The sequence below is a fragment of the Actinophytocola sp. genome (genome assembly GCF_009379765.1).
GTDB lineage: Bacteria > Actinomycetota > Actinomycetes > Mycobacteriales > Pseudonocardiaceae > Actinophytocola.
Genome location: NZ_WHTD01000004.1, coordinates 15333 through 36292, shown reverse-complemented (window position 1 = coordinate 36292; position 20960 = coordinate 15333). Strand labels below are relative to the sequence as shown.

Here is a 20960-nt window from a genome sequence, read left to right as displayed (position 1 = left end):
CTTTGTCCACCCCACCGGCACCGCTGCTCCACGGGAACGGGCTCCGCCGCTCGTTCGACGGGGTGTTCGCCGTGCGCGACGTCGACCTCGAGGTCGCGCACGGCGAGCTGCGGGCCGTCATCGGGCCCAACGGGGCCGGGAAGTCGACGCTGTTCAACCTCATCGGCGGCCAGCTGCGCGCCGACGCCGGCACGATCGGCTACGACGGCGACCGGGTCGACCGGTGGCCACCGCACCGCCGCGCCGGCGCCGGCATCGCCGTGGTCTTCCAGGGTGCGCGCATCTTCCGCGGCATGACGGTGCTGGAGAACGTCATGGTCGGCGCGCACGGGGTGACCCGGTCCGGGTTCCTCGCGGCGGTGTCGCGCTGCCGAGGCACCGCCGCGAGGAACGGGAGATCGCCGCCGACGCCCGGGAGTGCCTCGCCCGGACCGGGCTGGCGGACTGGGCCGACCGGCCGGCGGACGCGCTGCCGCTGGGCCAGCAGCGCGGTGTGCAGCTCGCCAGGGCGCTGTGCGGGCGGCCGAGGCTGCTGCTGCTCGACGAGCCGGCGTCCGGGCTGCGCGCGGCCGAACGGGCAGAGCTCGCCGCGCTGATCGAGAGCCTGCGTGCCGACGGGCTGACGATGCTGCTGGTCGAGCACGACGTGGCGTTCGTGACCCGGCTCGCCGACCGGGTCACGGTGCTCGACCTCGGCCGGGTGATCGCCGAGGGCACACCGGCCCAGATCCAGGCCGACGAGCGAGTGATCGCCGCATACCTGGGCGACGAGGTCCCCGCATGACCGAACCAACGCGACAGGGCGAGCCGAAGTCACGAGCCCGTGAGTGGAACAGGCCCGCGAACCAGCGAGCGGAGCGAGCCAATGTCACCGCGCGAGCCAGTGATACAGGTCACCGAGTTGACCGTCCGTTATGGCGCGGCGGTCGCGCTGGACCAGGTGAGTCTCTCCGTCGGGGCGGGCGAGCTCGTCGCGCTCATCGGGCCAAACGGGGCCGGAAAGTCCACTTTGGTCAACACGCTGTCCGGGATGGTCGCGCCCGCCGCGGGATCGGTCGCCGTGCGCGGCCGGCTCGCGCACGTGCCCGAGGGCCGGCAGGTGTTCGGTGAGCTCACCGTCGAGGACAGCCTGCGCCTCGGCGGGTGGCGTGTCAGGAACCGCGACACGCGGCCGGTCCACGCGGTGCTGCCGAAGCTCGTGCCGCTGCGCGACCGGCGGGCCGGGCTCCTGTCGGGCGGCGAGCAGCAGATGGTCGCGGTCGGCCGGGCGCTGATGAGCCGGCCGGACGTGCTGGTGATCGACGAGCTGTCGCTGGGCCTCGCGCCGCTCGTGGTCGCCGACCTCGTGGCGCACCTGCGGGAGCTCAACGCGCGGCGGGGCCTCGCGGTCCTGCTGATCGAGCAGAACGCGCGGCTGGCGCTGGAGCTGTGCTCGCGGGCCTACGTGCTGGAGGCGGGCCGGATCGTCGCCGAGGGCGCGTCGGCCGAGCTCGCGGAGAGCGCCCGGGTGTCCGACGCCTACCTGGGCGGGGTGGTCACCGATGCCGAGTGACCTCGCCGGCTACCTGATCACGGGCCTCGGCACCGGGTGCGGGTTCGCGCTGATCGGCAGCGGGCTGGTCGCGATCTACCGGGTCACCAGGGTGGTGAACTTCGCCCAGGGCGCGTTCGCGGTCGTCGGGGCGATGTGTGCGTCGTCCTTCCTGGCCGTGCTGCCGCACGGTGTGGGCGAGCTCCTCGCGGTCGCGGTCGCCGCGCTGGTCGGGCTGCTCGCCGGGCTCGTGGCGATCGGCCGGCCGGGCACGACGCCGCAGTCCGCGCTGATCGTCACGCTGGGGCTCGCGATCTTCGCGTACGCGGTGGAGGTGCTGGTCTGGGGTGACCAGCCACGCTCGTTCGCCGGGCTGCCCGGCGCGGTGCCCGTGTTCGACGCCCGGGTGCAGACCCACTACCTGCTGGTCATCGGCGTGACGATCCCGGTGTTCGCCGGCATGGCGGTGTTCTTCACCCGCACCGACGTCGGCAAGGCGCTCACGGCGTGCGCGTCCAACCCGTACGCCGCCAGGATCATCGGCATCGACGTGCGGCGGATGGGTCTGCTGGCCTTCGTCATCGGCGGCGCGCTCGGCGGGCTGGCCGGCGTGCTCGTGACCCCGGTCCAGCAGGTCACGTTCGACGCCGACGTCACGCTGATCGTCAACGGCTTCGCGGCGGCGATCCTCGGCGGGCTCACCCGGCCCGCGGTCACGCTGCTCGGCGGGCTGCTGCTCGGCGTGACCCAGGCGCTGGTCGCCGGGTACGGCAACGCGGCGCACCAGACCGAGATCGCGCTCGGGCTGATGCTGGCCGTGATGATCTGGCGGGCCGCGCGCCGCCCGGCCGCCCAGCAGGAGCCGGCATGAGAACGGCACTCCTCCTGGCCCTCGCCGCGGCGACGCTCGCCCTGCCGTCCATCTTGGACGGCCAGCAGCTCGGCATCTACGTCCTCGCGGGCCTCGCGGCCATGGTGACCGTCGGCCTGTCGCTGCTCATGGGCTACGCCGGGCAGATCTCGCTCGGGCAGGCGTCGTTCTACGCGATCGGCGCCTACACCGCGGGGCTCCTCGCGGTGCACGGCACCCCACCGCTGCTGGGCCTGCTCGCCGCGCCCGTCGTGGCCGCCACGTTCGCCACCGTCGTCGGGATCGGCGTGCTGCGGCTGCGCGGGCACTACCTCGCGTTCGCCACGCTGGCGATGCAGCTCATCCTGCTGTCCGTGCTCGCCCAGTCCGAGTGGGCGGGCGGCGCGATCGGCCTGCAGGGCATCCCGCAGCTGTCCGTCGGGAGCGTCGAGCTCGACGAGGACATCCACTACGCCTACCTCGTCTGGGCGGGGCTGGCCGTCACCCTGCTCGTGGCGCGCAACCTCGTCGCCTCCCGGGCCGGGCGCGGGCTGCGGGCCCTGGCCACCAGCGAGGTCGCCGCGGCCGCCAGCGGCGTGCCGGTCGGCCGCTACCGGCTGGCCGTGTTCGCGCTGTCGGCCGCGTTCGCCGGGCTGGCCGGCGGGATCTACGCGTTCTACCTCGGCTACCTCGGCCCCGGGTCGTTCCCGGTCCTGCTGTCGGTCGAGTACGTCGTGATGGCCGTCGTCGGCGGCCTCGGCACGGTCGCCGGCGGAGTCGTCGGCGCGGTCGCGATCGTGCTGCTCGTCCAGCTGCTCAACGACATCGGCACGCAACCGGGCATGCCGAGCTACGCCCCGAGCGTGCTCTCCTACGCGGTCTACGGGCTGCTGCTGGTGCTCGTCGTGCTGTACCTGCCGCGCGGGATCGTGCCCGCGCTCCGGCGAGGGGAGCGATCATGAACGTCCTTGTCGTGGCCACGCTCGAGGACGAGTTCGCCGACCGGTTCGGCCGGCCCCGGCGCGCGATCGCCTGGGGCACCTCGCTCGGCGGCATGATCACCACCGGGCTCGCCGAGCGACACGGCCGCCGGTTCGCCGGCGCGCTCGCGATGTGCGGCCTGCAGCACGGCGGCGTGGCCAACTGGAACAACACGCTCGACCCGGTGTTCGCGGTCCGCACGCTGCTGGCCCCCGGCTCGACCGCGCCGCTGACCGGCCTCCCGGACCAGGCCACCGCGCTCGCCTCGGCGGCGGAGCTGACCGCCGCGCTCGACGCCGCCCAGGCCACGCCGCAGGGCCGCGCGCGCACCGCGCTGGCCGCCGCGCTGCACAACCTCCCCGCCTGGACCGATGCCAACGCACCCGAACCGGTCCCCGGCGACCACGACACGGCGCAACGCAACCAGTACCTCGCCCTGCGCGGCACCGTCTACGTGGGACTGTCCTGGCGGCAGGAGGCGGAGACCTGGGCCGGCGGCAACATGGCGTGGAACACCGGCGTGGACTACGCCCGGATGCTCGCCCGGTCGTCGGTACGCGCGGAGGTCGTGGCGCTCTACGCCCGCGCCGGCCTGTCACTCGGGAAGGACCTGGCGGCACTGGCCCGCGCGCCACGGATATCGGCCGATCGCGCCGCGGTCGCGTACGTGATCCGCAACCTGACCTTCACCGGCCGGCCGGCCGCGCCGCTGCTCACCATCCACACCACCGGCGACGCGCTGGTGCCGGTGCAGGTCCAGCGGGCCTACGCGGACGCGGTCGCTGAGTCCGGCCGGGACCGCCTGCTGCGCCAGGCCTTCGTGCGCCGCGGCGGGCACTGCTCGTTCACGACCGGGGAGATGCTGCCGCGCTGGAGGCCCTGGAGCAGCGCGTCGGCACCGGGCACTGGCCCGACACCGGACCGCGCGCGCTGAACCGGGCGGCCGAACGACTAGGTCGTGTCTCGTGGGTCTTGGTCGATGGGATTCGTGATCCAGATGTCTCCTGGCAAGGCGGCGGAAGGTCGCGCATACCGGGTTGTATTCGGGCCTTCCGACAACGCGGCCAGGGGACAGCTGGGCGCGAATACCACGATCCAAGATCCGCGAGACATGGCCTAGACCCCGCGGCCACGCCCGCATACACGACCTACCGGCCGGCGCCGTACCCGCGGCCGTTCGACCTGGCGCACTGAGGCTTGACGCACCGAGACCTTGTACCGAGAGGAGCCCGGCATGGATCTCACCGGACGGGTGGCCGTCGTGACCGGCGCGGGCCGCGGGCTCGGCTTCGCCTACGCCTCCGCGCTGGCGGCGGCGGGCGCGAGCGTCGTCCTCAACGACGCGGACCCCGACGCCGCGGCCGGCGCCGCCGAACAGATCACCGGCGTCGGCGGCCGGGCGGTCGCCGAGCCCGGCGCGGTCGGCCCGGCCGAGGTGGCCACCGCGCTCGTGGAGCGGGCGGTCCACGAGTACGGCCGGCTCGACGCGCTGGTCACCAACGCCGGCGTCCTGCGGGACCGGATCCTGTGGAAGATGTCCGACGAGGAGTTCGACACGGTCGTCGACGTCCACCTGCGCGGCACGTTCACCTGCGTGCGCGCGGCGGTCCGGCGGATGCGCGAGCAGGAGGGCGGCGGCCGGATCATCGTCGTCGGCTCCCCCGCCGGCCAGCGCGGCAACGTCGGCCAGACGAACTACTCGGCGGTCAAGGCCGGCATCGTGGGCATGGTGCGCACCTGGGCGATGGAGTGCGCGAAGGCCGGCATCACGGTCAACGCGGTCGTCCCGGTCGCCGCCACCGCAATGACCGCGACCATCCCCGCGTTCGCCCCGCACGTCGAGGCGTGGCGGGACGACGGCGTCCCGCTGCCGGACTGGCTGCGGGCCGGCGAGGGCTTCGGGAGCCCGGACGACGCGGCCGGACTGGTGGTGTTCCTGGCCTCCGCCGCGGCCGCGTCGGTCACCGGCCAGGCGGTCGGCATCGGCGGCGACAAGCTCTCCCTGTGGACGCACCCGGAGGAGCTCACGGTGTCCTATCGGGACGGTGGGTGGAGCGCCGACGCCATCGCCGGCGTCTGGGCCTCGACGCTCGGCCGATACACCCAGCAGGTCGGCATCCCCGCACCGGCGGGACCACCGGAATGAAGATCGAGGACCTGCTGGCGATCGACATGCACGCGCACGTCGAGCTGTCCGCGGACGGTCACGCGTCGCTGCCGGACCACCTCATGGCGGGCTCCGCCGAGTACTTCAAGGTGGCCGGCGAGCGGGCCGCCGCGGTGCCCGAGATCGCCGCCTACTACCGGGAGCGGCGGTTGGCCGCCGTGGTCTTCACGGTGGACGCGGAGACCGCCACCGGCCACCCGCCCGTGTCCAGCGAGGAGATCGCCGAGGCGTGCGCCCCGCACGCCGACGTGCTGATCCCGTTCGCGAGCGTCGACCCGTGGCGCGGCCCGGCCGCGGTCCGCCAGGCGCGCACGCTGATCGAGCGGTACGGGGTGCGCGGGTTCAAGTTCCATCCGAGCGTGCAGGCGTTCCACCCGAACGACCGGACGGCCTACCCGCTGTACGAGGTGCTGGCCGAGCACGGCATGGTCACTGTGTTCCACAGTGGACAGACAGGGATCGGTGCGGGGCTGCCCGGGGGTGGCGGGGTGCGGCTCAAGTACTCGAACCCGATGGCGCTCGACGACGTGGCGGTGGACTTCCCGGACCTGCGGATCGTCATCGCGCACCCGTCGTTCCCGTGGCAGGACGAGGCACTCGCGGTGGCCACGCACAAGCCGAACGTGTACATCGACCTGTCCGGCTGGTCCCCGAGATACTTCCCGCCCCAACTCGTCCGTTATGCCAATACGCTGCTCAAGGACAAGGTGCTGTTCGGCTCCGACTTCCCGGTCATCACCCCGGACCGGTGGCTGGCCGACTTCGCCGACCTGGACGTCAAGCCGGAGGTGCGGCCGATGATCCTCAAGGACAACGCCGTGCGGCTGCTGGGCCTCGACAGGAACGATGACAGGAACGATGACAGCCTCGACGACAAGGACTCCCATGCGTAACGAGGGCATCGGCTCGTGGACCGCGCGCCGGGCGCGGATGTCGCCGGACCGCACCGCCGTGGTCCACGACGGTCGCGAGTGGACATACGCGGACCTGCACGACCGCAGCACCCGGGTGGCGCACATGCTCGCCGGGCTCGGCGTGGACAGCGGCGACCGGGTCGCCTACCTGGGGCCGAACCACCCGACGTTCCTGGAGACGCTGTTCGGCACGGGCCTGGCCGGCGGGATCTTCGTGCCGCTCAACACCCGGCTCACGCCGACCGAGCTGGCCCACATCCTGCGCGACAGCGGCACGTCCGTGCTCGTGCACGCGCCGACGCACGAGGAGCACGCCATCGAGCTGCGCGAGCTGGTGGACGTGCCGCACGTGCTGAACCTCGACACCTACGAGCTGCTGGTGGCCGGCGCGTCCGCGGAGCCGCTCGACGAGCCGGTCGACCCGGACGACGTCGCCATGATCATGTACACCTCGGGCACCACCGGACGGCCCAAGGGCGCCGCGCTGTCGCATGCCAACATCCACTGGAACAGCTTCAACCTGCTGATCGACGTCGACCTCGCGGGCGATGAGATCACGCTCGTCAACGCGCCGACGTTCCATGTGGCCGCGCTCAACCAGACCGTGCTGCCGACCCTGCTCAAGGGCGGCACGGTGGTCCTGATGTCCGCGTTCGACCCGTCGGAGACGCTGTCGCTGATCGCCGAGCGCCGGGTCACCTACCTGTTCGGGGTGCCGGCGATGTTCCAGGCGGTCGCGGCCGCGCCGGGGTGGGGCGCCGCGGACCTGTCCTCGGTCCGCACGATGATCTGCGGTGGCGCGCCGGTCCCGGAGAAGGTGATCACCACCTACCAGGAACGCGGGCTGATCTTCCTGCAGGGCTACGGGCTCACCGAGTCGTCGCCGAGCGCGTTGTTCCTGCGGGCCACGGAGTCGCGCGGCAAGGTCGGGTCCGCGGGGACGCCGTGCTTCTTCACCGACCTGCGGGTCGTTGGCCCGTCCGGCGACGAGGTCTCTCCCGGTGAGCCGGGCGAGGTCGTGCTGCACGGTCCCAACGTCATGTCCGGGTACTGGGGCAAGCCGGCGGAGACCGAGGCGGTGCTGTCGACCGACGGCTGGCTGCGCACCGGCGACGTGGCGGTGGCCGACGAGGACGGCTACCTCTACATCCGCGACCGGATCAAGGACGTGATCATCTCCGGTGGGGAGAACATCTACCCGGCGGAGGTCGAGGACGCACTGCACCAGCACCCGGCCGTCGCCGACTGTGCGGTGATCGGGGTGGCCGACGAGAGGTGGGGCGAGGTCGGCCGGGCGGTCGTCGTGCTGCGCGAGTCCGCGTCGCCGGAGGAGCTGCTCGCGTCGCTGACCGGGCGGATCGCCCGGTACAAGATCCCGAAGTCGATCGTGTTCGCCGACACGCTCCCCCGCACCGCGTCGGGAAAGCTGCTCAAGAGCCGGCTGCGCACCACCTACGGAGGCCCACGGTGACCACTGTCGTGCACGGGCTCGCGGAGCTGGCGGCCCTCGTCGGGCGCGACCTCGACCCGGGCGAGTGGCACGTGATCACCCAGGACCGCGTCGACATGTTCGCCGACGCGACCGGCGACCACCAGTGGATCCACGTCGACCCGGTGCGGGCCGCGGCCGGCCCGTTCGGCGCCACCATCGCGCACGGCTACCTGACCCTGTCACTGATCATTCCACTGTGGACGGACATGGTGCGCATCGAGAACGTGCGGGTGGCGGTGAACTACGGGCTCGACAAGGTCCGCTTCCCCACGCCGGTGCCGGTGGGCGCGAAGGTGCGGCTGCACGCCCGGCTGTCCGCGGTCGAGGAGCTGACCGCGGACAGCGTGCAGGCGAGTGTGGCGTTCACCATGGAACTGGCCGGCGCGGAGAAGCCGGCCGTGGCGGCGCGGGCGGTGTACCGCTACCAGTTCTGACCATCACGAGGGCGTCGGTGCCGCTCGGCCGGTAGTAACCGGGCAGCCGTGCGGTAACCACGAACCCGCACCGGACGTAGACCTCCCGCGCCGGGTTGCCGGCGGCGACCTCGAGCGTGACCGGCCCCGCGCCCAGCACGGCGGCGAGGAGCGCGCTGCGCACCCCCCGCCGCTGGTCCTCCGGGCGAACGAGCACCTTGTCCAGCCGGCCCGCCCCGAACCGGGCGAACCCGATGACGGCCCCGCCCGAGACCGCGACGCGGGACCGGAAGGACGGCGACAGCGACGCCAGGAACATCAGCCTCGGCCAGCCGTCGGCACCGAAGAGCCGCGCCTCGAGCGCGAGCAGCGCGGGCAGGTGCGCCCGCGCCAGCGGGCGGATCTCAGGGGCGCCACTCATTGTTGGTCTCGTTGTCGAACACGGCATCCGGCGCTGGCCGCGGTCGCGGCCAGGGCGGCCGGCTCGGGCAGCCCGGCGGTGCTGTTCGACGTCACGCACTTCGGCTCCGACGGGTTCTCCACGCCACCGCCCGCCGACGTCACGCCGCCGACCGCGCCGGACCGGGTCGCCACCGACACGCTCGCCTTCCACCTCGCCGGGGTGGGGTTCCAGCTGCACACGTGGGCGCCGGACACACCGGGCAAGCAGGTGGACGGGGTGTCGACGAGCCGGATCGCGGTGAGCCCGCACGGCGAGGGGCTCGCCAGCAAGCTCTTCAACGGCAGTGTGGTGATCAACCCGGACTTCCTCTACGACGCCGCGCACAGCGTGGAGATCCTGCTGACGCTCGGCTATGCCCCGTGGCGGCCGACGTACGCGGACTCGCTGATGATCACGTTGGCCTACCAGGGGATGGTGGACGCGGCCGCGGCGGACGACGGCGCGCCGGTGCTGTTCCTCCAGTCGCCGGTGGCGCCCTTCCGCGACCCGCCGCGTCAGTTCCGGGTGGACGGTTCCGGTGAGGCACCCCGGGTGGCGAACGGGATGGCGCTGCGGATGCTCGTCGGGCTCGAGCACACCAACCGGCGCAAGCGGATCGCGTTGATGTGCCGGCTCGCCGCGCTGTCCACCGAGAACGGGTTCGGGCTGCAGGTCGCGGACCGCCGGTTCGGGCGGGTGCGCGGCGAGTGGTGGTCGGTACTGGCGCCGGCCGAGGAGCGCTACGCGGCACGGAAGGCGTCGCTGTTCGGCTGGGCGCCGGACTCGGTGCCGACGACGGTGCAGCTGCTGACGTTCGTCGGGCCGGCCAGGGTCGGCTCGTCGGCGGCGATCGCGGCTGACCTGCTGTCCCGCAACGTCGGCGTCCTCGCGGTGTCCGAGGCGTCGATGCAGGAGATCGCGTTCATCAACCTGATGGTGCCGCTCGCGCCGGCCCGGGTGGGTCGGGCGCGGTTGTCCAGCACGTGCCTGTCGATCGCCGACGGCCTCGGCCAGACGGCGAGTGAGTGCGGCCTGACCCGCCGGCAGGCGGTGCGGGCGAAGAGCCGGATCACCTCGTCGGCGGCGGTCGACTACCAGTTGCTGCGCACGGGCCCGATACGCCCGCGGATCAAGGAGTCGGCGAGCGCGAACGACCATCCGGTGTGGCTGTCGTGGGGTCTTCCGGTCAGCTCGTCGCCCCCGGACGTCGCCGAGCTGGTGGTCGCCCAGCTCCGCGAGGCCAAGGACCGCATCGTCGACGCCCGCATCGACTACTACCGCGCCCGCGCCCTGCCCGACGGCCGGGTGACGGGTCGGGCGAAGATCACCGTCACGCTCGTCGAAGGGCTCACCCGAGGCCGGATACCGGGGTTGCTGAGCGAGCTTTGCCCGTGGGCCCAACGGGAAGCCGTGGGCCGCCTGGTCACCGACGACCTGCCGCTGAGTGCGATCCGCCTGCGGCTGGCGTGGCGGGAACGCTGGCTGGGCAACTCCGGCACCATCGCCTGAGCGACCACGGGCGTCGTCGGCCAGGACACGACCGCCGTCACCAGGTTGGTTCTTGCTACCGGGCGGGCGGGCGTGGACAGTGGGCGCATGGTCGCTGTGCCACGTCCGGTGGACATCTTGCTGGTGGAGGACGACGCCGGAGATGTGTGGCTCACCCGGGACACGTTCGAGTACTTCAAGATCGGCAACTCGCTGCACGTGGTGAGCGACGGGATCGCGGCGCTTCGGTTCGTGCGCCGGCAGCCGCCGTACGAGGACGCGCCGCGGCCCGGGCTGATCCTGCTCGACCTCGACCTGCCTCGGCTGGACGGCCGGGAGGTGCTGGCGGAGCTCACCGCGGACCCCGCGCTGCGGGACATCCCGGTGGTGATCCTGACGACGTCCGATGCCGAGTCCGACATCTTGCGCACCTTCGACCTGGGCGCCGGCGCGTACGTGACGAAGCCGGTGGACTTCGACCGGCTGGTCGAGCTGGTCCGCGACCTCGACGGCTTCTACCTCACCGTGGTCCGCGCCCACCGTCCGCCGGCGACCGCGACCCGGACGCGGTGAGCCGGGTGAGCGGGCGCGAACGCCCACCCACCCGGATGTCACCGGAATTCGCCTAACACATCGTCGTGGCCATGACGTCCGTCGGGCTCGCCCAGGACGCGCAACCGTTGTAGGAATGGCCGTACCAGTTGTGGCCGAATTCGTGCGCGGCGAGAAGCGCGGGGTCATTGACCGCGCCCGGGAACAGCTTGATGAGCTGACCCATGCCGTAGTTGCAGCCGACCACGATGAGACGGCCGTCCTTGGTCAGTCCGTGGACGGGCTCGTTCTTGAATCCGCAGTCGGTGATCGCCGAGTTCTGGCACTGGACCGGCGTGCCGCCACCCTCGGAGGCGCCACCCCAATAGTTCGCGCCCGTGCGGATCGGCGACTCCCAGCCACCACACGACGGCTGAATCGTGTATGACCAGGCAGGCGCCGCCGCGGGCATCACCTCGGCGGCACTATCGACGGCACCGTCGGCCGGGGCCTCGCTCACGGTCGCGCTGGCGATCGGGGCGCCGATCACGCCCAACGCGACCGCTGCCCCGAGTGTCGTTACCAGCTTCGTTGCCAGCCTGAACATCGCATCTCCTGTCGACGAGAACAGAAACGGACAGCACTTCAGTAGCAGGGTTGACTGATGAACTAATGCGATGGAAACAATTCTGGGAATCTGTGAACGCACTTGATCGAAATCCCGCGCGGATTTCCCGACCGGGCGCCCACTACATCCCCAATATGACCGAAATTACTGATATCCGAAATAGCGTGCAACCCTACGAAAGTAGGGGTAAACCAATGAAAGATCTTCAGGTCAACTGGCGCCTGCCCGACGCCGGTAGGTGCCGGGCGTCGTGCCGGTGTGCCGGGAGAACGCGGCGGAGAACGCCGCCTCGGACCCGTATCCCATCCGGGCCGCGACGTTTGCCGCCGTCGCGCGCTCGACCGCGAGCAAGGTCATCGCCCGGCGCATGCGGCACTGGAACACATACCTCATCGGCGTTTGCCCGACGGTGTCGGCGAAGCGCGCAGAGAACGCCGCGCGGGACAGGCCGGCGGCCCTGGCCAGCGCGCGCAACGTCCACGGCGCGGCAAGGTCTTCGTGCACCGCCGCCAAGGCACGGGCGACGTACGGGTCGTGCAGGCCGCGCAGCCAGCCGGGCTCCTCGGCCGTCTCGATGTGGTGGCGCAGCGCGCGGGTGATCAACGCGTCGGACAGCCGCGCCATGGCGACCTCGCTGCCGGGCCCGCCCTCGACGGTCTCGGTGGTGAGCGCGTCGGTCAGGCTCGCCAACCAGGCCGGCGCGCCCGGAACGTGCACGCACCGGGGAAAGTCCGCGAGCGCACCCGCCACGGGGCGCGCAGCCGGTAGCTCGCGCTCTCCAGCCGCAGCTCACGCAGGACCGCGGTCTCCGACCTCGCTCGCAGTGCGGCCTGGTACCGCGATCTGCTCGGGCTGGAGTACGTCCGCGAGTTCGGCGACGACGAGCGGGTCACCGGCTGCTCGCTGGCCGACTGGACCGCCCGCTACCTGATCGGCCTGCGCCTGCGCGCCACGATGCCCGGCGAGCCCGACCTGCGCGGCGAGCACCCGATCATCGTGGAAGCCGCCGACGCGGCGGCCGCGGCGCGCGTGCGGGCCCGCGCCGAGGCATCCGGCATCCCGTCCACCGGCGGCACCCACGCCGACGGCACATGGCTCGAGTTCCTCGACCCGGACGGGATCGCGGTCCGCGTCATCCACGACGCCGCCGGGCCGCGGACGTTCCTCGGCGTCCTTCCGGGCGGCCGCTTCTACGACACACCCCGCCTCGCCCTGCCCGCAGCCCCCGGAGACGCGGAAGGGGCGCCGTGACACGTCACGACGCCCCCGATGTTGTCGCGAACGATCAGGCCTCGGACCGGGCCGCCTGCTCCTTGGCGATCGCCTCGCGGACCTCGTCCATGTCGACCTCGCGCACCTTGCCGATCAGCTCCTCGAGCGCCGCGGACGGCAGCGCGCCGGGCTGGGAGTACAGGACCACACCGTCACGGACGGCCATCAGCGTGGGGATCGAGGCGATGTTGAACGCCTGCGCGAGCTCCGCCTGCGCCTCGGTGTCGACCTTGCCGAAGACGATGTCGCCGTGGGTCTCCGCGGCCTTCTCGAAGACCGGGGCGAACTGGCGGCACGGACCGCACCACGCCGCCCAGAAGTCGACCAGCACGGTGCCCTGACCGGTCACGACCTCGGAGAAGTTCTCGGTTGTCAACTCGACGGTGGCCACCAAACAGCTCCTTCTCTCGGTTACTCCTGGTTAACCGTGCAACCGGTGGCCTTGTTCCCCGGCGAAGATCCGGCGAACCACCTGAACTGGCCGGGCATTCCTTACGTATGTGCTCGTGACGAGAAGAAACGGAAGTGATCGCGTGCGCCACAGCGTGGACGCCGGTCTGTTCGGGCAGACCGCGCACAGCCCATCGTTCTTCGAGCTCTCCAGGACGCTCGGCGAGCACGGCCAACAACTGGTCGACTTCTGCATCCCGTGCAACCCGTACTTCCCCACGCCCGAGATGTTCGACGAGCTGGCGAACAACCTGGAGATGGTGCTCAAGTTCTACCCGAGCGACGCCGACACGATCGCCGGCCAGCTCGCCCGGGTACTCGGGCTCAACCCCGCCACGATCGCGATGTCCAACGGCTCGACCGAGCTGATCACGTGGATGGACCACCTGTGGTTCCACAGCAGCGTGGCGATCCCGATCCCGACCTTCGGGCGCTGGACCGACCAGCCGATGGAGACCGGCAAGCGGGTGGACATGTTCCCGCTGCGGGAGATCGACGGCTTCGCGCTCAACCTCGACGCGTACGTGCGGTTCATCCGCGAGCGCGGGTCCCGGGTCGCCGTGCTGTGCAACCCCAACAACCCCGACGGCGGCTACATCGCCCGGCGGGACATCATCCGGTTCATGGACGAGCTCACCGACCTCGACCTGGTCGTGATCGACGAGTCGTTCATCGACTTCGTCGACGCCGAGCACAGCCCGTCGGTGGCGCACGAGGCCTCGATCCGGCCCAACGTCGTCGTGCTCAAGAGCCTGGGCAAGAACTTCGGCCTGCACGGCATCCGGTTCGGCTACCTCGTCGCCAACCCGGGCCTCGCCGGCAAGATGCGCAAGACGCTCCCGAAGTGGAACCTCAACTCGCTGGCCGAGGCGGTCGTGTTCATGCTCCGCGACCACGCCGGGGAGTACCAGCAGAGCCTGGAACTGCTCGCCCGCGACCGCTACGCGATGGGCATGCTGCTCTCCCGGGTGCCGGAGCTGACCGTCTACCCGTCCCAGGGCAACTTCCTGCTCGTGAAGCTCGCCCCTGGCATCGACGGCACCGAGATGCGCGACCACCTGATCGAGCGGCACCAGGTCTTCATCCGCGAGTGCGGCAACAAGCTCGGCATGAGCAACCGGTTCGTGCGCCTGGTCGTCCGGCCGCAGCAGGACGTCGTCCGGCTGGTCGACGGCATCCACGGCTACCTGCACCCGCAGTGGGACGACGAGCTCTCCCGCCGCCGCGACGCGCACCGGAGCGCGTAACCGGCCATTGCCGATGGGGCAGGCGCTGCCCTACCATCGTGCGTCGAAGCGATTCGACAACCGACCGACCGCGGGCGGCACATCGTGGCGAAGATCGAGGACGTGGCCCGGCACGCCGGGGTTGCCCCCAGCACGGTGTCCTACGTGCTCAGCGGCAAGCGGTCGATCACCAGGGAGACCAGGGAACGCGTCCTCGCGAGCATCGAGGCCCTCGGCTACCAACCACATGCCGGCGCGCGGGCCCTGGCGAGCAACCGGTCGAACGTGGTCGCGCTCGTCGTGCCGCTGCGCACCGGCATCCACGTGCCGGTGATCATGCAGTTCGCCACGTCGGTCGTCACGGCCGCCCGGGAGCACGACCACGACGTGCTGCTGCTGACCCAGAACGAGGGTGAGGCGGGCCTGCGCCGGGTCGCCGGCACCGCCCTCGTCGACGCGATCATCGTGATGGACGTCGAGCTGCACGACACCCGCATCCCGGTGCTGCGGGAGCTCGAGCGGCCGGCCGTGCTCATCGGCTTCCCGCAGGACACGGCCGGGCTGACCTGCATCGACCTCGACTTCACCGCGGCGGGTGCGGCCTGCGTGGACCACCTGGCCGAGCTCGGTCACCGGCGGGTCGCGCTGGTCGGCTCGCCACCCGAGGTCTACGAACGCGAGACCGGCTTCGCGACCCGGACCACCGCCGGGTTCACCGAGGCCGCGGCCCGGCACGGGATCGCCACCAGCGTCCACCCGTGCGAGGCCACCCAGGCCGGCGCCCAGAAGGTCGCCGCCGAGCTGCTGCACGACCACCCCGACCTCACCGCGGTCGTGGTGCACAACGAGCCGGTCGTCGGGCCGCTGCTGTCCGCGTTCCGCGAGGCCGGCCGCGACGTGCCCGGCGACCTGTCCGTGGTGGCGATCTGCCCGGACGAGCTCGCCGAGCACACCATGCCGGCGCTGACCTCGGTGGCCATCCCGGCCGACGAGGTCGGCCGCCAGGCGGTCGGGTTGGTGATGGCCAAGCTCGACGGCCGGCAGGTGCCCGACGCGACCCTGCTTCCCCCACTACTCACCCGGCGGGCCAGCACCCGCACCACCTAGTCACCCGCACCACCCACAACTACATCCGGCGGCGCATCGTCGAAGCGATTCGACAGTCAGTCGACTGACCTTCGACGGTGTTCGACGGCGGGCCACCCACTGGTTGGAGGAACGACGATGTTCAAGCCAGGAAAGCGCATCGGGCTCGTGGCGGCGCTCGCCATGACCGCGACCGTCCTCGCCGCGTGCGGCGACGACTCGGGCGAGGCCGGCAACGAGCTCACCCTCTGGCACTACGAGGGCCCGGACAGCGCGATGGGGGTCGCCTGGGCCGAGGCCATCAAGGAGTTCGAGCGCACCCACGAGGGCGTCACGGTGACGTTCGAGGCGAAGGGCTTCGAGCAGATCCAGAAGAGCGCCCAGATGGTGCTCAACTCCGACGAGGCCCCGGACCTCATGGAGTACAACAAGGGCAACGCCACCGCCGGCCTGCTGTCCAAGCAGGGCCTGCTCACCGACATGAGCGCCGAGGTGACCGAGCGCGGCTGGGACAAGCTGCTCACACCCAGCCTGCAGACCACGTGCAAGTACGACGAGCGCGGCGTGATGGGCGGCGACAAGTGGTTCGGCGTCCCGAACTACGCCGAGTACACGATGGTCTACTACAACAAGGACCTGTTCGCGAAGCACGGCGTCGAGGTGCCGACGACGTTCGACGACCTCACCGCCGCGATGGACACGTTCGTCAAGGCAGGCGTGACGCCGCTTTCCGTCGGTGGCAAGGAGTATCCCGCGCAGCAGTTGCTCTACCAGCTCGCGCTGTCCAAGGCGGACAGCGACTGGGTGAACGACTTCCAGACCTACACCGGCGACGTCGACTTCCACGACGACGCGTGGACCTACGGTGCGGAGACGTTCGCGGACTGGGTGAAGAAGGGCTACATCGGCAAGGACTCGGCCGGCATCGACGCGGAGGGCATGGGGACCGCGTTCATGGCCGGCAAGTTCCCGATCATGGTGTCCGGCAGCTGGTGGTACGGGCGGGTGCAGTCGTCGGTCAAGGACTTCGAGTGGGACTCGATCCTGTGGCCGGACAGCGACCTCGCGCTCGGCTCGAGCGGCAACCTCTGGGTCGTCCCGCAGAACTCGCCGAACAAGGAGCTCGCCTACGACTTCATCGACATCACCATGGAGAAGGCCAACCAGGAGCTTCTCGGCAACTCCGGCGGCATCCCGGTCGCGGCCGACCCCGCGGCGATCACCGACCCGAAGAGCAAGGTGCTGATCGAGAACTACCAGACGCTCGTCGACCGGGACGGCCTCGCCTTCTACCCGGACTGGCCGGCACCCGGCTACTACGACGTCATGGTGTCCGCGGCGCAGAAGCTGATCAACGGCACCGCCTCCCCCGACGAGGCCCTCGACGAGCTCGCCGGGCCGTACGAGGAGAACCTCGCGAACATCGGCGAATGACAGGCGGCTGACGTGGCCCTCCGCACGCACGCCCCACCCAGCACGCCGGCGCCGAGCCGCACACCCGAGCGGCCGGCCCGGCGGGGTGGTGGCTACCTCCCCTACCTGCTCCCCGGCGTGCTGCTGTTCGCCGCGGTCATCGCGGTACCGCTGGCGATGAACGTCGGGATCAGCTTCACCCGCTGGCAGGGCGTCGGCAGCCCGGACTGGGTGGGCTTCGACCAGTACCGGAAGCTGTTCACCGACACGACGTTCTGGGTCTCGTTCCGGAACAACCTCGCGCTGATCGTGGCCATGGCGGTCATCCCGACGTTCGTCGGCCTGCTGCTCGCGACCGCGTTGTTCGACGTGGTCGCGAAGCGGTTCGGCGAGCGCACCACCAGCGTGCTGCGCGCGTCGTTCTACCTGCCGCAGGTGTTGCCCGCGGTGGTCGCCGGCGTGGTGTGGGGCTGGATCCTGCACCCGGAGTACGGCTCGGCCAACGCGCTGCTTCGGTTCGTCGGGCTCGACTCGTGGACGCAGAACTGGCTGGGCGACGAGAAGACCGCGCTGCTGTCGGTGATGGCGGTGCTCGTGTGGATCCAGATCGGCTACCCGCTGGTGATCTTCATGGCCGGCCTGCAGCGGGTCGATCCGGAGCTGTACGAGGCGGCCGAGATCGACGGCGCGTCCTGGTGGCAGCGGCTGTGGTCGGTGACCGTGCCGCAGATCCGGCCGGAGATCTTCGTGGTGTTGCTGACCTGCACGATCGCGGCGCTGAAGTCGTTCGACAAGATCTTCGTGCTCACCCGCGGCGGGCCGGGCGGCTCGACCAACACGCCGGCGTACTTCTCGTTCCAGAACTTCTTCGAGAAGGCCGACGTCGGCTACGGCGCGGCGATCGCGACGCTGCTCACCCTGATCATCGTCGGCCTCACGTTCCTGTTCCTGCGCGCGCAGAGCGGGAAGGAGCGGTCATGACGACCAGAACCGTCCGCCGCCCCGGCCAGGGCGCCGTGCTCGGCGTGCTGGCCGTGCTCGCGGCGCTGACGCTGTTCCCCTTCCTGCTGGTGCTGCTCAACGCGGTGAAGTCGCCCGGCGACTACACCGCGAACGGCCCGCTCGGCCTGCCGGAAGGCATCTACCTCAACGGGATCGCCGACTTCTGGGACCGGGTCGACTTCGGCCTCAAGCTGATGAACAGCACGGTCATCGCCGGCTCGGTCGCCGTCCTGGCGGTGCTCGTCTCCGTCGTCACCGCGTACGCGCTCGGCATCGGCCGGATCAAGGGTCGCCTGTGGATAGTCGCGATCTTCCTGCTGGCCAACCTGATGCCGCAGGAGGCGCTCGTCTACCCGCTGTACTACCTGGCCAAGGAGGTGGATCTCTACGACACCCGGCTTGCGGTGATCATCATCTTCACCGCGGTCCAGAGCGCGTTCGGCACCTACCTGCTCTCCTCGGTCCTCGCCACGTTCCCGCGCGAGATCATCGAGGCGGCCCGGATCGACGGGGCGAGCAAGTGGCAGATCCTGTGGCGGGTGGTCGTGCCGATCAGCTGGCCGACCCTGTCGGTGCTGCTGGTCTTCTTCTTCATCTGGACATGGAACGAGTTCTTCATCCCGATGATCATGCTGGTCTCCAACGACAACCAGACCGTCCCGGTCGCGCTCGGTGTGCTGCAGGGCCAACGGCTGATGGACGCCACCGCGCAGAGCGCGTCGGCGCTGCTGGGCATTCTGCCGGCGGTGGTGTTCTTCCTGATCTTCCAACGGACACTGACCCGGGGAATCGCGGTGGGAGCGATCAAATGAAGTTCACCGACGGCCACTGGATGATGCGCAAGGGCGTCACCGCGGCGTATCCCGTCGAGGTGCTCGACGCCTCGCCGACCCCCGAGGGTCTGCGAGTCATCGCGCCCACGTACCCGGTGCGCCACCGCCAGGACCTGCAGAGTGGCGCGGTGCTCACGATCGACGTCACGGCCCCGATGCCGGACGTGATCGGGGTGCGGCTCACCCATCACGCGGGCTCCGCGGCGAACTCGCCCCGGTTCGAGCTGTTCCCGGACGGCCGGGCCGGCGCCACGGTGTCGGTGGGCGACACCACCGCCGAGCTGACCTCGGGCGGGCTCTCCGTGCGGGCCAACCTCGCCGAACCGTGGGGGTTCGAGTTCGTCGCGGGCGGGAAGGTGCTCACCACGAGCGGCGCCGAGGACATGGCGATCATGACCACCGCCGAGGGCGAGCACCACCTGCGCGAGCGGCTCGGCCTCGGCGTGGGCGACGCGGTGTACGGGCTCGGCGAGCGGTTCGGCCCGCTGGTCAAGAACGGCCAGGTCGTCGACATCTGGAACGCCGACGGCGGCACCAGCAGCGAGCAGGCGTACAAGAACATCCCGTTCTTCCTCACCAACGCCGGCTACGGGGTGCTCGTCAACCATCCCGGGCCGGTGTCGTTCGAGATCGGCTCCGAGGACGTCTCCCGCGTGCAGTTCAGCGTCGGCGCGCAGTCGATGCAGTACTTCGTGATCCACGGCCCCTCCCCCAAGGAGATCCTCGCGAGGTACACGGCGCTGACCGGCCGGCCCGCGCTGCCGCCGGCGTGGTCGTTCGGGCTGTGGCTGTCGACGTCGTTCAACACCTCCTACGACGAGGAGACCGTCACCGGCTTCATCGAGGGCATGGCCGAGCGCGACCTGCCGCTGTCGGTGTTCCACTTCGACTGCTTCTGGATGCGGGAGATCAGCTGGTGCGACTTCCAGTGGGACAGCCGGACCTTCCCGGACCCGCGCGGGATGCTCACCCGGCTCAAGGCCCGCGGGCTGCGGGTGTGCGTGTGGGTCAACCCGTACATCGCGCAGCGGTCCGCGCTGTTCGAGGAGGGCATGGCCCGCGGGTACCTGCTCGAGCGGCCGAACGGCGACGTGTGGCAGTGGGACCTCTGGCAGCCGGGCCTCGCGGTGGTGGACTTCACCAACCCGGAGGCGCGGGAGTGGTACGCGTCGAAGCTGGACGCGCTGCTCGACATGGGCGTGGACTGCTTCAAGTCCGACTTCGGCGAGCGGATCCCCACCGACGTCGTGTACTACGACGGCTCGGACCCCGAGCTGATGCACAACTACTACGCCTACCTCTACAACAAGACGGTGTTCGACCTGCTGCGCAAGCGGCGGGGCGAGCGCGACGCCGTGGTGTTCGCCAGGACGGCAACCGTTGGCACGCAACAGTTCCCGGTGCACTGGGGCGGGGACAGCCTGTCGACCCCGCAGTCGATGGCGGAGTCGCTGCGCGGCGGCCTGTCTCTCACGATGTCCGGCTTCGGGTTCTGGAGCCACGACATCGGCGGGTTCGAGGGCACCCCGCAGACCTGGCTGTTCAAGCGGTGGATCCCGTTCGGACTGCTGTCCTCGCACAGCCGGCTGCACGGCAACTACTCCTACCGGGTGCCGTGGCTGTTCGACGAGGAGGCGGTCGAGGTCCTGCGGCTGTTCACCAAGCTCAAGGCGTCGCTGATGCCGTACCTGTACCAGGCGGCCCGGGTGGCGCACCTCGACGGCGTGCCGATGATGCGCGCCATGGTCGTCGAGTTCCCGGACGACCCTGCGTGCACCCACCTCGACCGCCAGTACCTGCTCGGCGACGACCTGCTCGTGGCGCCGGTGTTCGCCGCGGACGGCACGGTCGACTACTACGTACCGGCCGGCGAGTGGACGCACTTCCTGACCGGGCAACGGATCTCCGGGCCTACCTGGGTCCGTGAGCGGCACGGGTTCGACAGCGTGCCGCTGCTGGTGCGGCCCGGCGCGGTGGTCCCCGTCGGCGCGGTCGACGACCGGCCCGAGTACGACTACTCCGACGGCGTCACGCTGCGCGCCTACGACCTGGCCGACGGAGCCACGGTCACCACCCCGATTCCCACGGTGTCCGGCGACGTCGCCTGCACCTTCACCACGACCCGGCGCGGCGACACCGTCGTGGTCGAGGTCGACGTCCCGCCCGCGCGCTGGCGGGTTCAGCTGAACGGCGCCGACCCCGTCGACGCCACCGGATCGACCCTCACCGTCCACATCTGAC

General features: G+C 70.9%; 21 protein-coding genes and 3 pseudogenes. 20 read left to right on the top strand and 4 right to left on the bottom strand.

All coding sequences use genetic code 11. The features are described from left to right. Positions 1–62: 62 nt before the first annotated feature. The 11 genes and pseudogenes from GEV28_RS01905 to GEV28_RS01855 form a co-directional block, all read left to right on the top strand. A pseudogene (locus GEV28_RS01905) lies at positions 63–287 on the top strand (ATP-binding cassette domain-containing protein); the annotation flags it as partial. Next, positions 224–493: pseudogene (locus GEV28_RS01900) on the top strand (hypothetical protein); the annotation flags it as partial. The pseudogenes GEV28_RS01905 and GEV28_RS01900, both read left to right, overlap by 64 nt. Beyond that, positions 494–784: a hypothetical protein gene (locus GEV28_RS01895; protein WP_291408050.1), complete on the top strand. Its 291-nt coding sequence runs from the start codon at positions 494–496 to the stop codon at positions 782–784. A 117-nt stretch (positions 785–901) separates the two neighbouring features. After that, positions 902–1552, top strand: a complete 651-nt coding sequence (locus GEV28_RS01890) for an ABC transporter ATP-binding protein (protein ID WP_291407887.1) — start codon at positions 902–904, stop codon at positions 1550–1552. Then, positions 1542–2402 (top strand): branched-chain amino acid ABC transporter permease, encoded by an 861-nt coding sequence (locus tag GEV28_RS01885; protein WP_291407885.1) that lies wholly within the window; start codon positions 1542–1544, stop codon positions 2400–2402. Before GEV28_RS01890 ends, GEV28_RS01885 begins: the two co-directional genes overlap by 11 nt. Next, a complete protein-coding gene (locus GEV28_RS01880) occupies positions 2399–3343 on the top strand; it encodes a branched-chain amino acid ABC transporter permease (RefSeq protein WP_291407883.1) in 945 nt (314 codons plus the stop codon). Before GEV28_RS01885 ends, GEV28_RS01880 begins: the two co-directional genes overlap by 4 nt. Beyond that, on the top strand, positions 3340–4296 hold the full coding sequence (locus GEV28_RS01875; RefSeq protein WP_291407881.1) for an alpha/beta hydrolase: 957 nt from the start codon (positions 3340–3342) through the stop codon (positions 4294–4296). Before GEV28_RS01880 ends, GEV28_RS01875 begins: the two co-directional genes overlap by 4 nt. 300 nt (positions 4297–4596) lie before the next feature. After that, positions 4597–5508 carry an SDR family NAD(P)-dependent oxidoreductase gene (locus tag GEV28_RS01870; protein ID WP_291407878.1) on the top strand — a complete coding sequence of 304 codons (912 nt, stop codon included), beginning with the start codon at positions 4597–4599 and terminating at the stop codon, positions 5506–5508. Beyond that, entirely contained in the window at positions 5505–6422 is a 918-nt protein-coding gene (locus GEV28_RS01865) for an amidohydrolase family protein (protein ID WP_291407876.1), read from the top strand. The genes GEV28_RS01870 and GEV28_RS01865 overlap by 4 nt, the downstream gene beginning before the upstream one ends. After that, positions 6415–7914 carry a long-chain fatty acid--CoA ligase gene (locus tag GEV28_RS01860; RefSeq protein ID WP_291407874.1) on the top strand — a complete coding sequence of 500 codons (1500 nt, stop codon included), beginning with the start codon at positions 6415–6417 and terminating at the stop codon, positions 7912–7914. The genes GEV28_RS01865 and GEV28_RS01860 overlap by 8 nt, the downstream gene beginning before the upstream one ends. Beyond that, positions 7911–8369, top strand: coding sequence for a MaoC family dehydratase (locus GEV28_RS01855; RefSeq protein WP_291407872.1), 459 nt, complete (start codon positions 7911–7913; stop codon positions 8367–8369). The genes GEV28_RS01860 and GEV28_RS01855 overlap by 4 nt, the downstream gene beginning before the upstream one ends. On the opposite strand, the gene GEV28_RS01850 is transcribed toward GEV28_RS01855, so the two are convergent. Then, positions 8299–8769: a GNAT family N-acetyltransferase gene (locus GEV28_RS01850; RefSeq protein WP_291407870.1), complete on the bottom strand. Its 471-nt coding sequence runs from the start codon at positions 8767–8769 to the stop codon at positions 8299–8301. The genes GEV28_RS01855 and GEV28_RS01850 overlap by 71 nt on opposite strands. A 78-nt stretch (positions 8770–8847) precedes the next feature. Between GEV28_RS01850 and GEV28_RS01845 the strand changes: the two genes are divergently transcribed. Next, on the top strand, positions 8848–10299 hold the full coding sequence (locus GEV28_RS01845) for a hypothetical protein (RefSeq protein ID WP_291407868.1): 1452 nt from the start codon (positions 8848–8850) through the stop codon (positions 10297–10299). Between the two features lie 87 nt (positions 10300–10386). Further along, positions 10387–10851: a response regulator gene (locus GEV28_RS01840; RefSeq protein WP_291407866.1), complete on the top strand. Its 465-nt coding sequence runs from the start codon at positions 10387–10389 to the stop codon at positions 10849–10851. A gap of 52 nt (positions 10852–10903) precedes the next feature. Here GEV28_RS01840 and GEV28_RS01835 read toward each other — a convergent pair whose 3' ends face one another. Next, a complete protein-coding gene (locus GEV28_RS01835; RefSeq protein ID WP_291407864.1) occupies positions 10904–11518 on the bottom strand; it encodes a hypothetical protein in 615 nt (204 codons plus the stop codon). A gap of 129 nt (positions 11519–11647) precedes the next feature. After that, positions 11648–12187, bottom strand: a complete 540-nt coding sequence (locus GEV28_RS01830; RefSeq protein WP_291407862.1) for an AraC family transcriptional regulator — start codon at positions 12185–12187, stop codon at positions 11648–11650. 63 nt (positions 12188–12250) lie between these two features. Between GEV28_RS01830 and GEV28_RS01825 the strand changes: the two are divergent. Next, positions 12251–12688: pseudogene (locus GEV28_RS01825) on the top strand (VOC family protein); the annotation flags it as partial. Positions 12689–12722: 34 nt separating this feature from the next. Here the strand turns inward: GEV28_RS01825 and trxA are convergent. Next, positions 12723–13100: a thioredoxin gene (trxA, locus tag GEV28_RS01820; RefSeq protein ID WP_291407860.1), complete on the bottom strand. Its 378-nt coding sequence runs from the start codon at positions 13098–13100 to the stop codon at positions 12723–12725. 142 nt (positions 13101–13242) lie between these two features. On the opposite strand from trxA, the gene GEV28_RS01815 reads away from it, so the two are divergent. The 6 genes from GEV28_RS01815 to yicI all read left to right on the top strand — a co-directional run bounded on the left by GEV28_RS01815 (position 13243) and on the right by yicI (position 20959). After that, on the top strand, positions 13243–14406 hold the full coding sequence (locus tag GEV28_RS01815; protein ID WP_291407858.1) for a histidinol-phosphate transaminase: 1164 nt from the start codon (positions 13243–13245) through the stop codon (positions 14404–14406). A gap of 84 nt (positions 14407–14490) precedes the next feature. After that, positions 14491–15492: a LacI family DNA-binding transcriptional regulator gene (locus tag GEV28_RS01810; protein ID WP_291407856.1), complete on the top strand. Its 1002-nt coding sequence runs from the start codon at positions 14491–14493 to the stop codon at positions 15490–15492. A gap of 117 nt (positions 15493–15609) precedes the next feature. Further along, positions 15610–16905, top strand: a complete 1296-nt coding sequence (locus GEV28_RS01805; RefSeq protein ID WP_291407854.1) for an extracellular solute-binding protein — start codon at positions 15610–15612, stop codon at positions 16903–16905. 12 nt (positions 16906–16917) lie between these two features. Beyond that, positions 16918–17865 (top strand): carbohydrate ABC transporter permease, encoded by a 948-nt coding sequence (locus tag GEV28_RS01800; RefSeq protein WP_291407852.1) that lies wholly within the window; start codon positions 16918–16920, stop codon positions 17863–17865. Further along, positions 17862–18698: a carbohydrate ABC transporter permease gene (locus GEV28_RS01795; RefSeq protein ID WP_291407850.1), complete on the top strand. Its 837-nt coding sequence runs from the start codon at positions 17862–17864 to the stop codon at positions 18696–18698. Before GEV28_RS01800 ends, GEV28_RS01795 begins: the two co-directional genes overlap by 4 nt. Continuing rightward, positions 18695–20959, top strand: coding sequence for an alpha-xylosidase (gene yicI, locus GEV28_RS01790; RefSeq protein ID WP_291407848.1), 2265 nt, complete (start codon positions 18695–18697; stop codon positions 20957–20959). The genes GEV28_RS01795 and yicI overlap by 4 nt, the downstream gene beginning before the upstream one ends. The last annotated feature ends 1 nt before the right edge of the window (position 20960 follow it).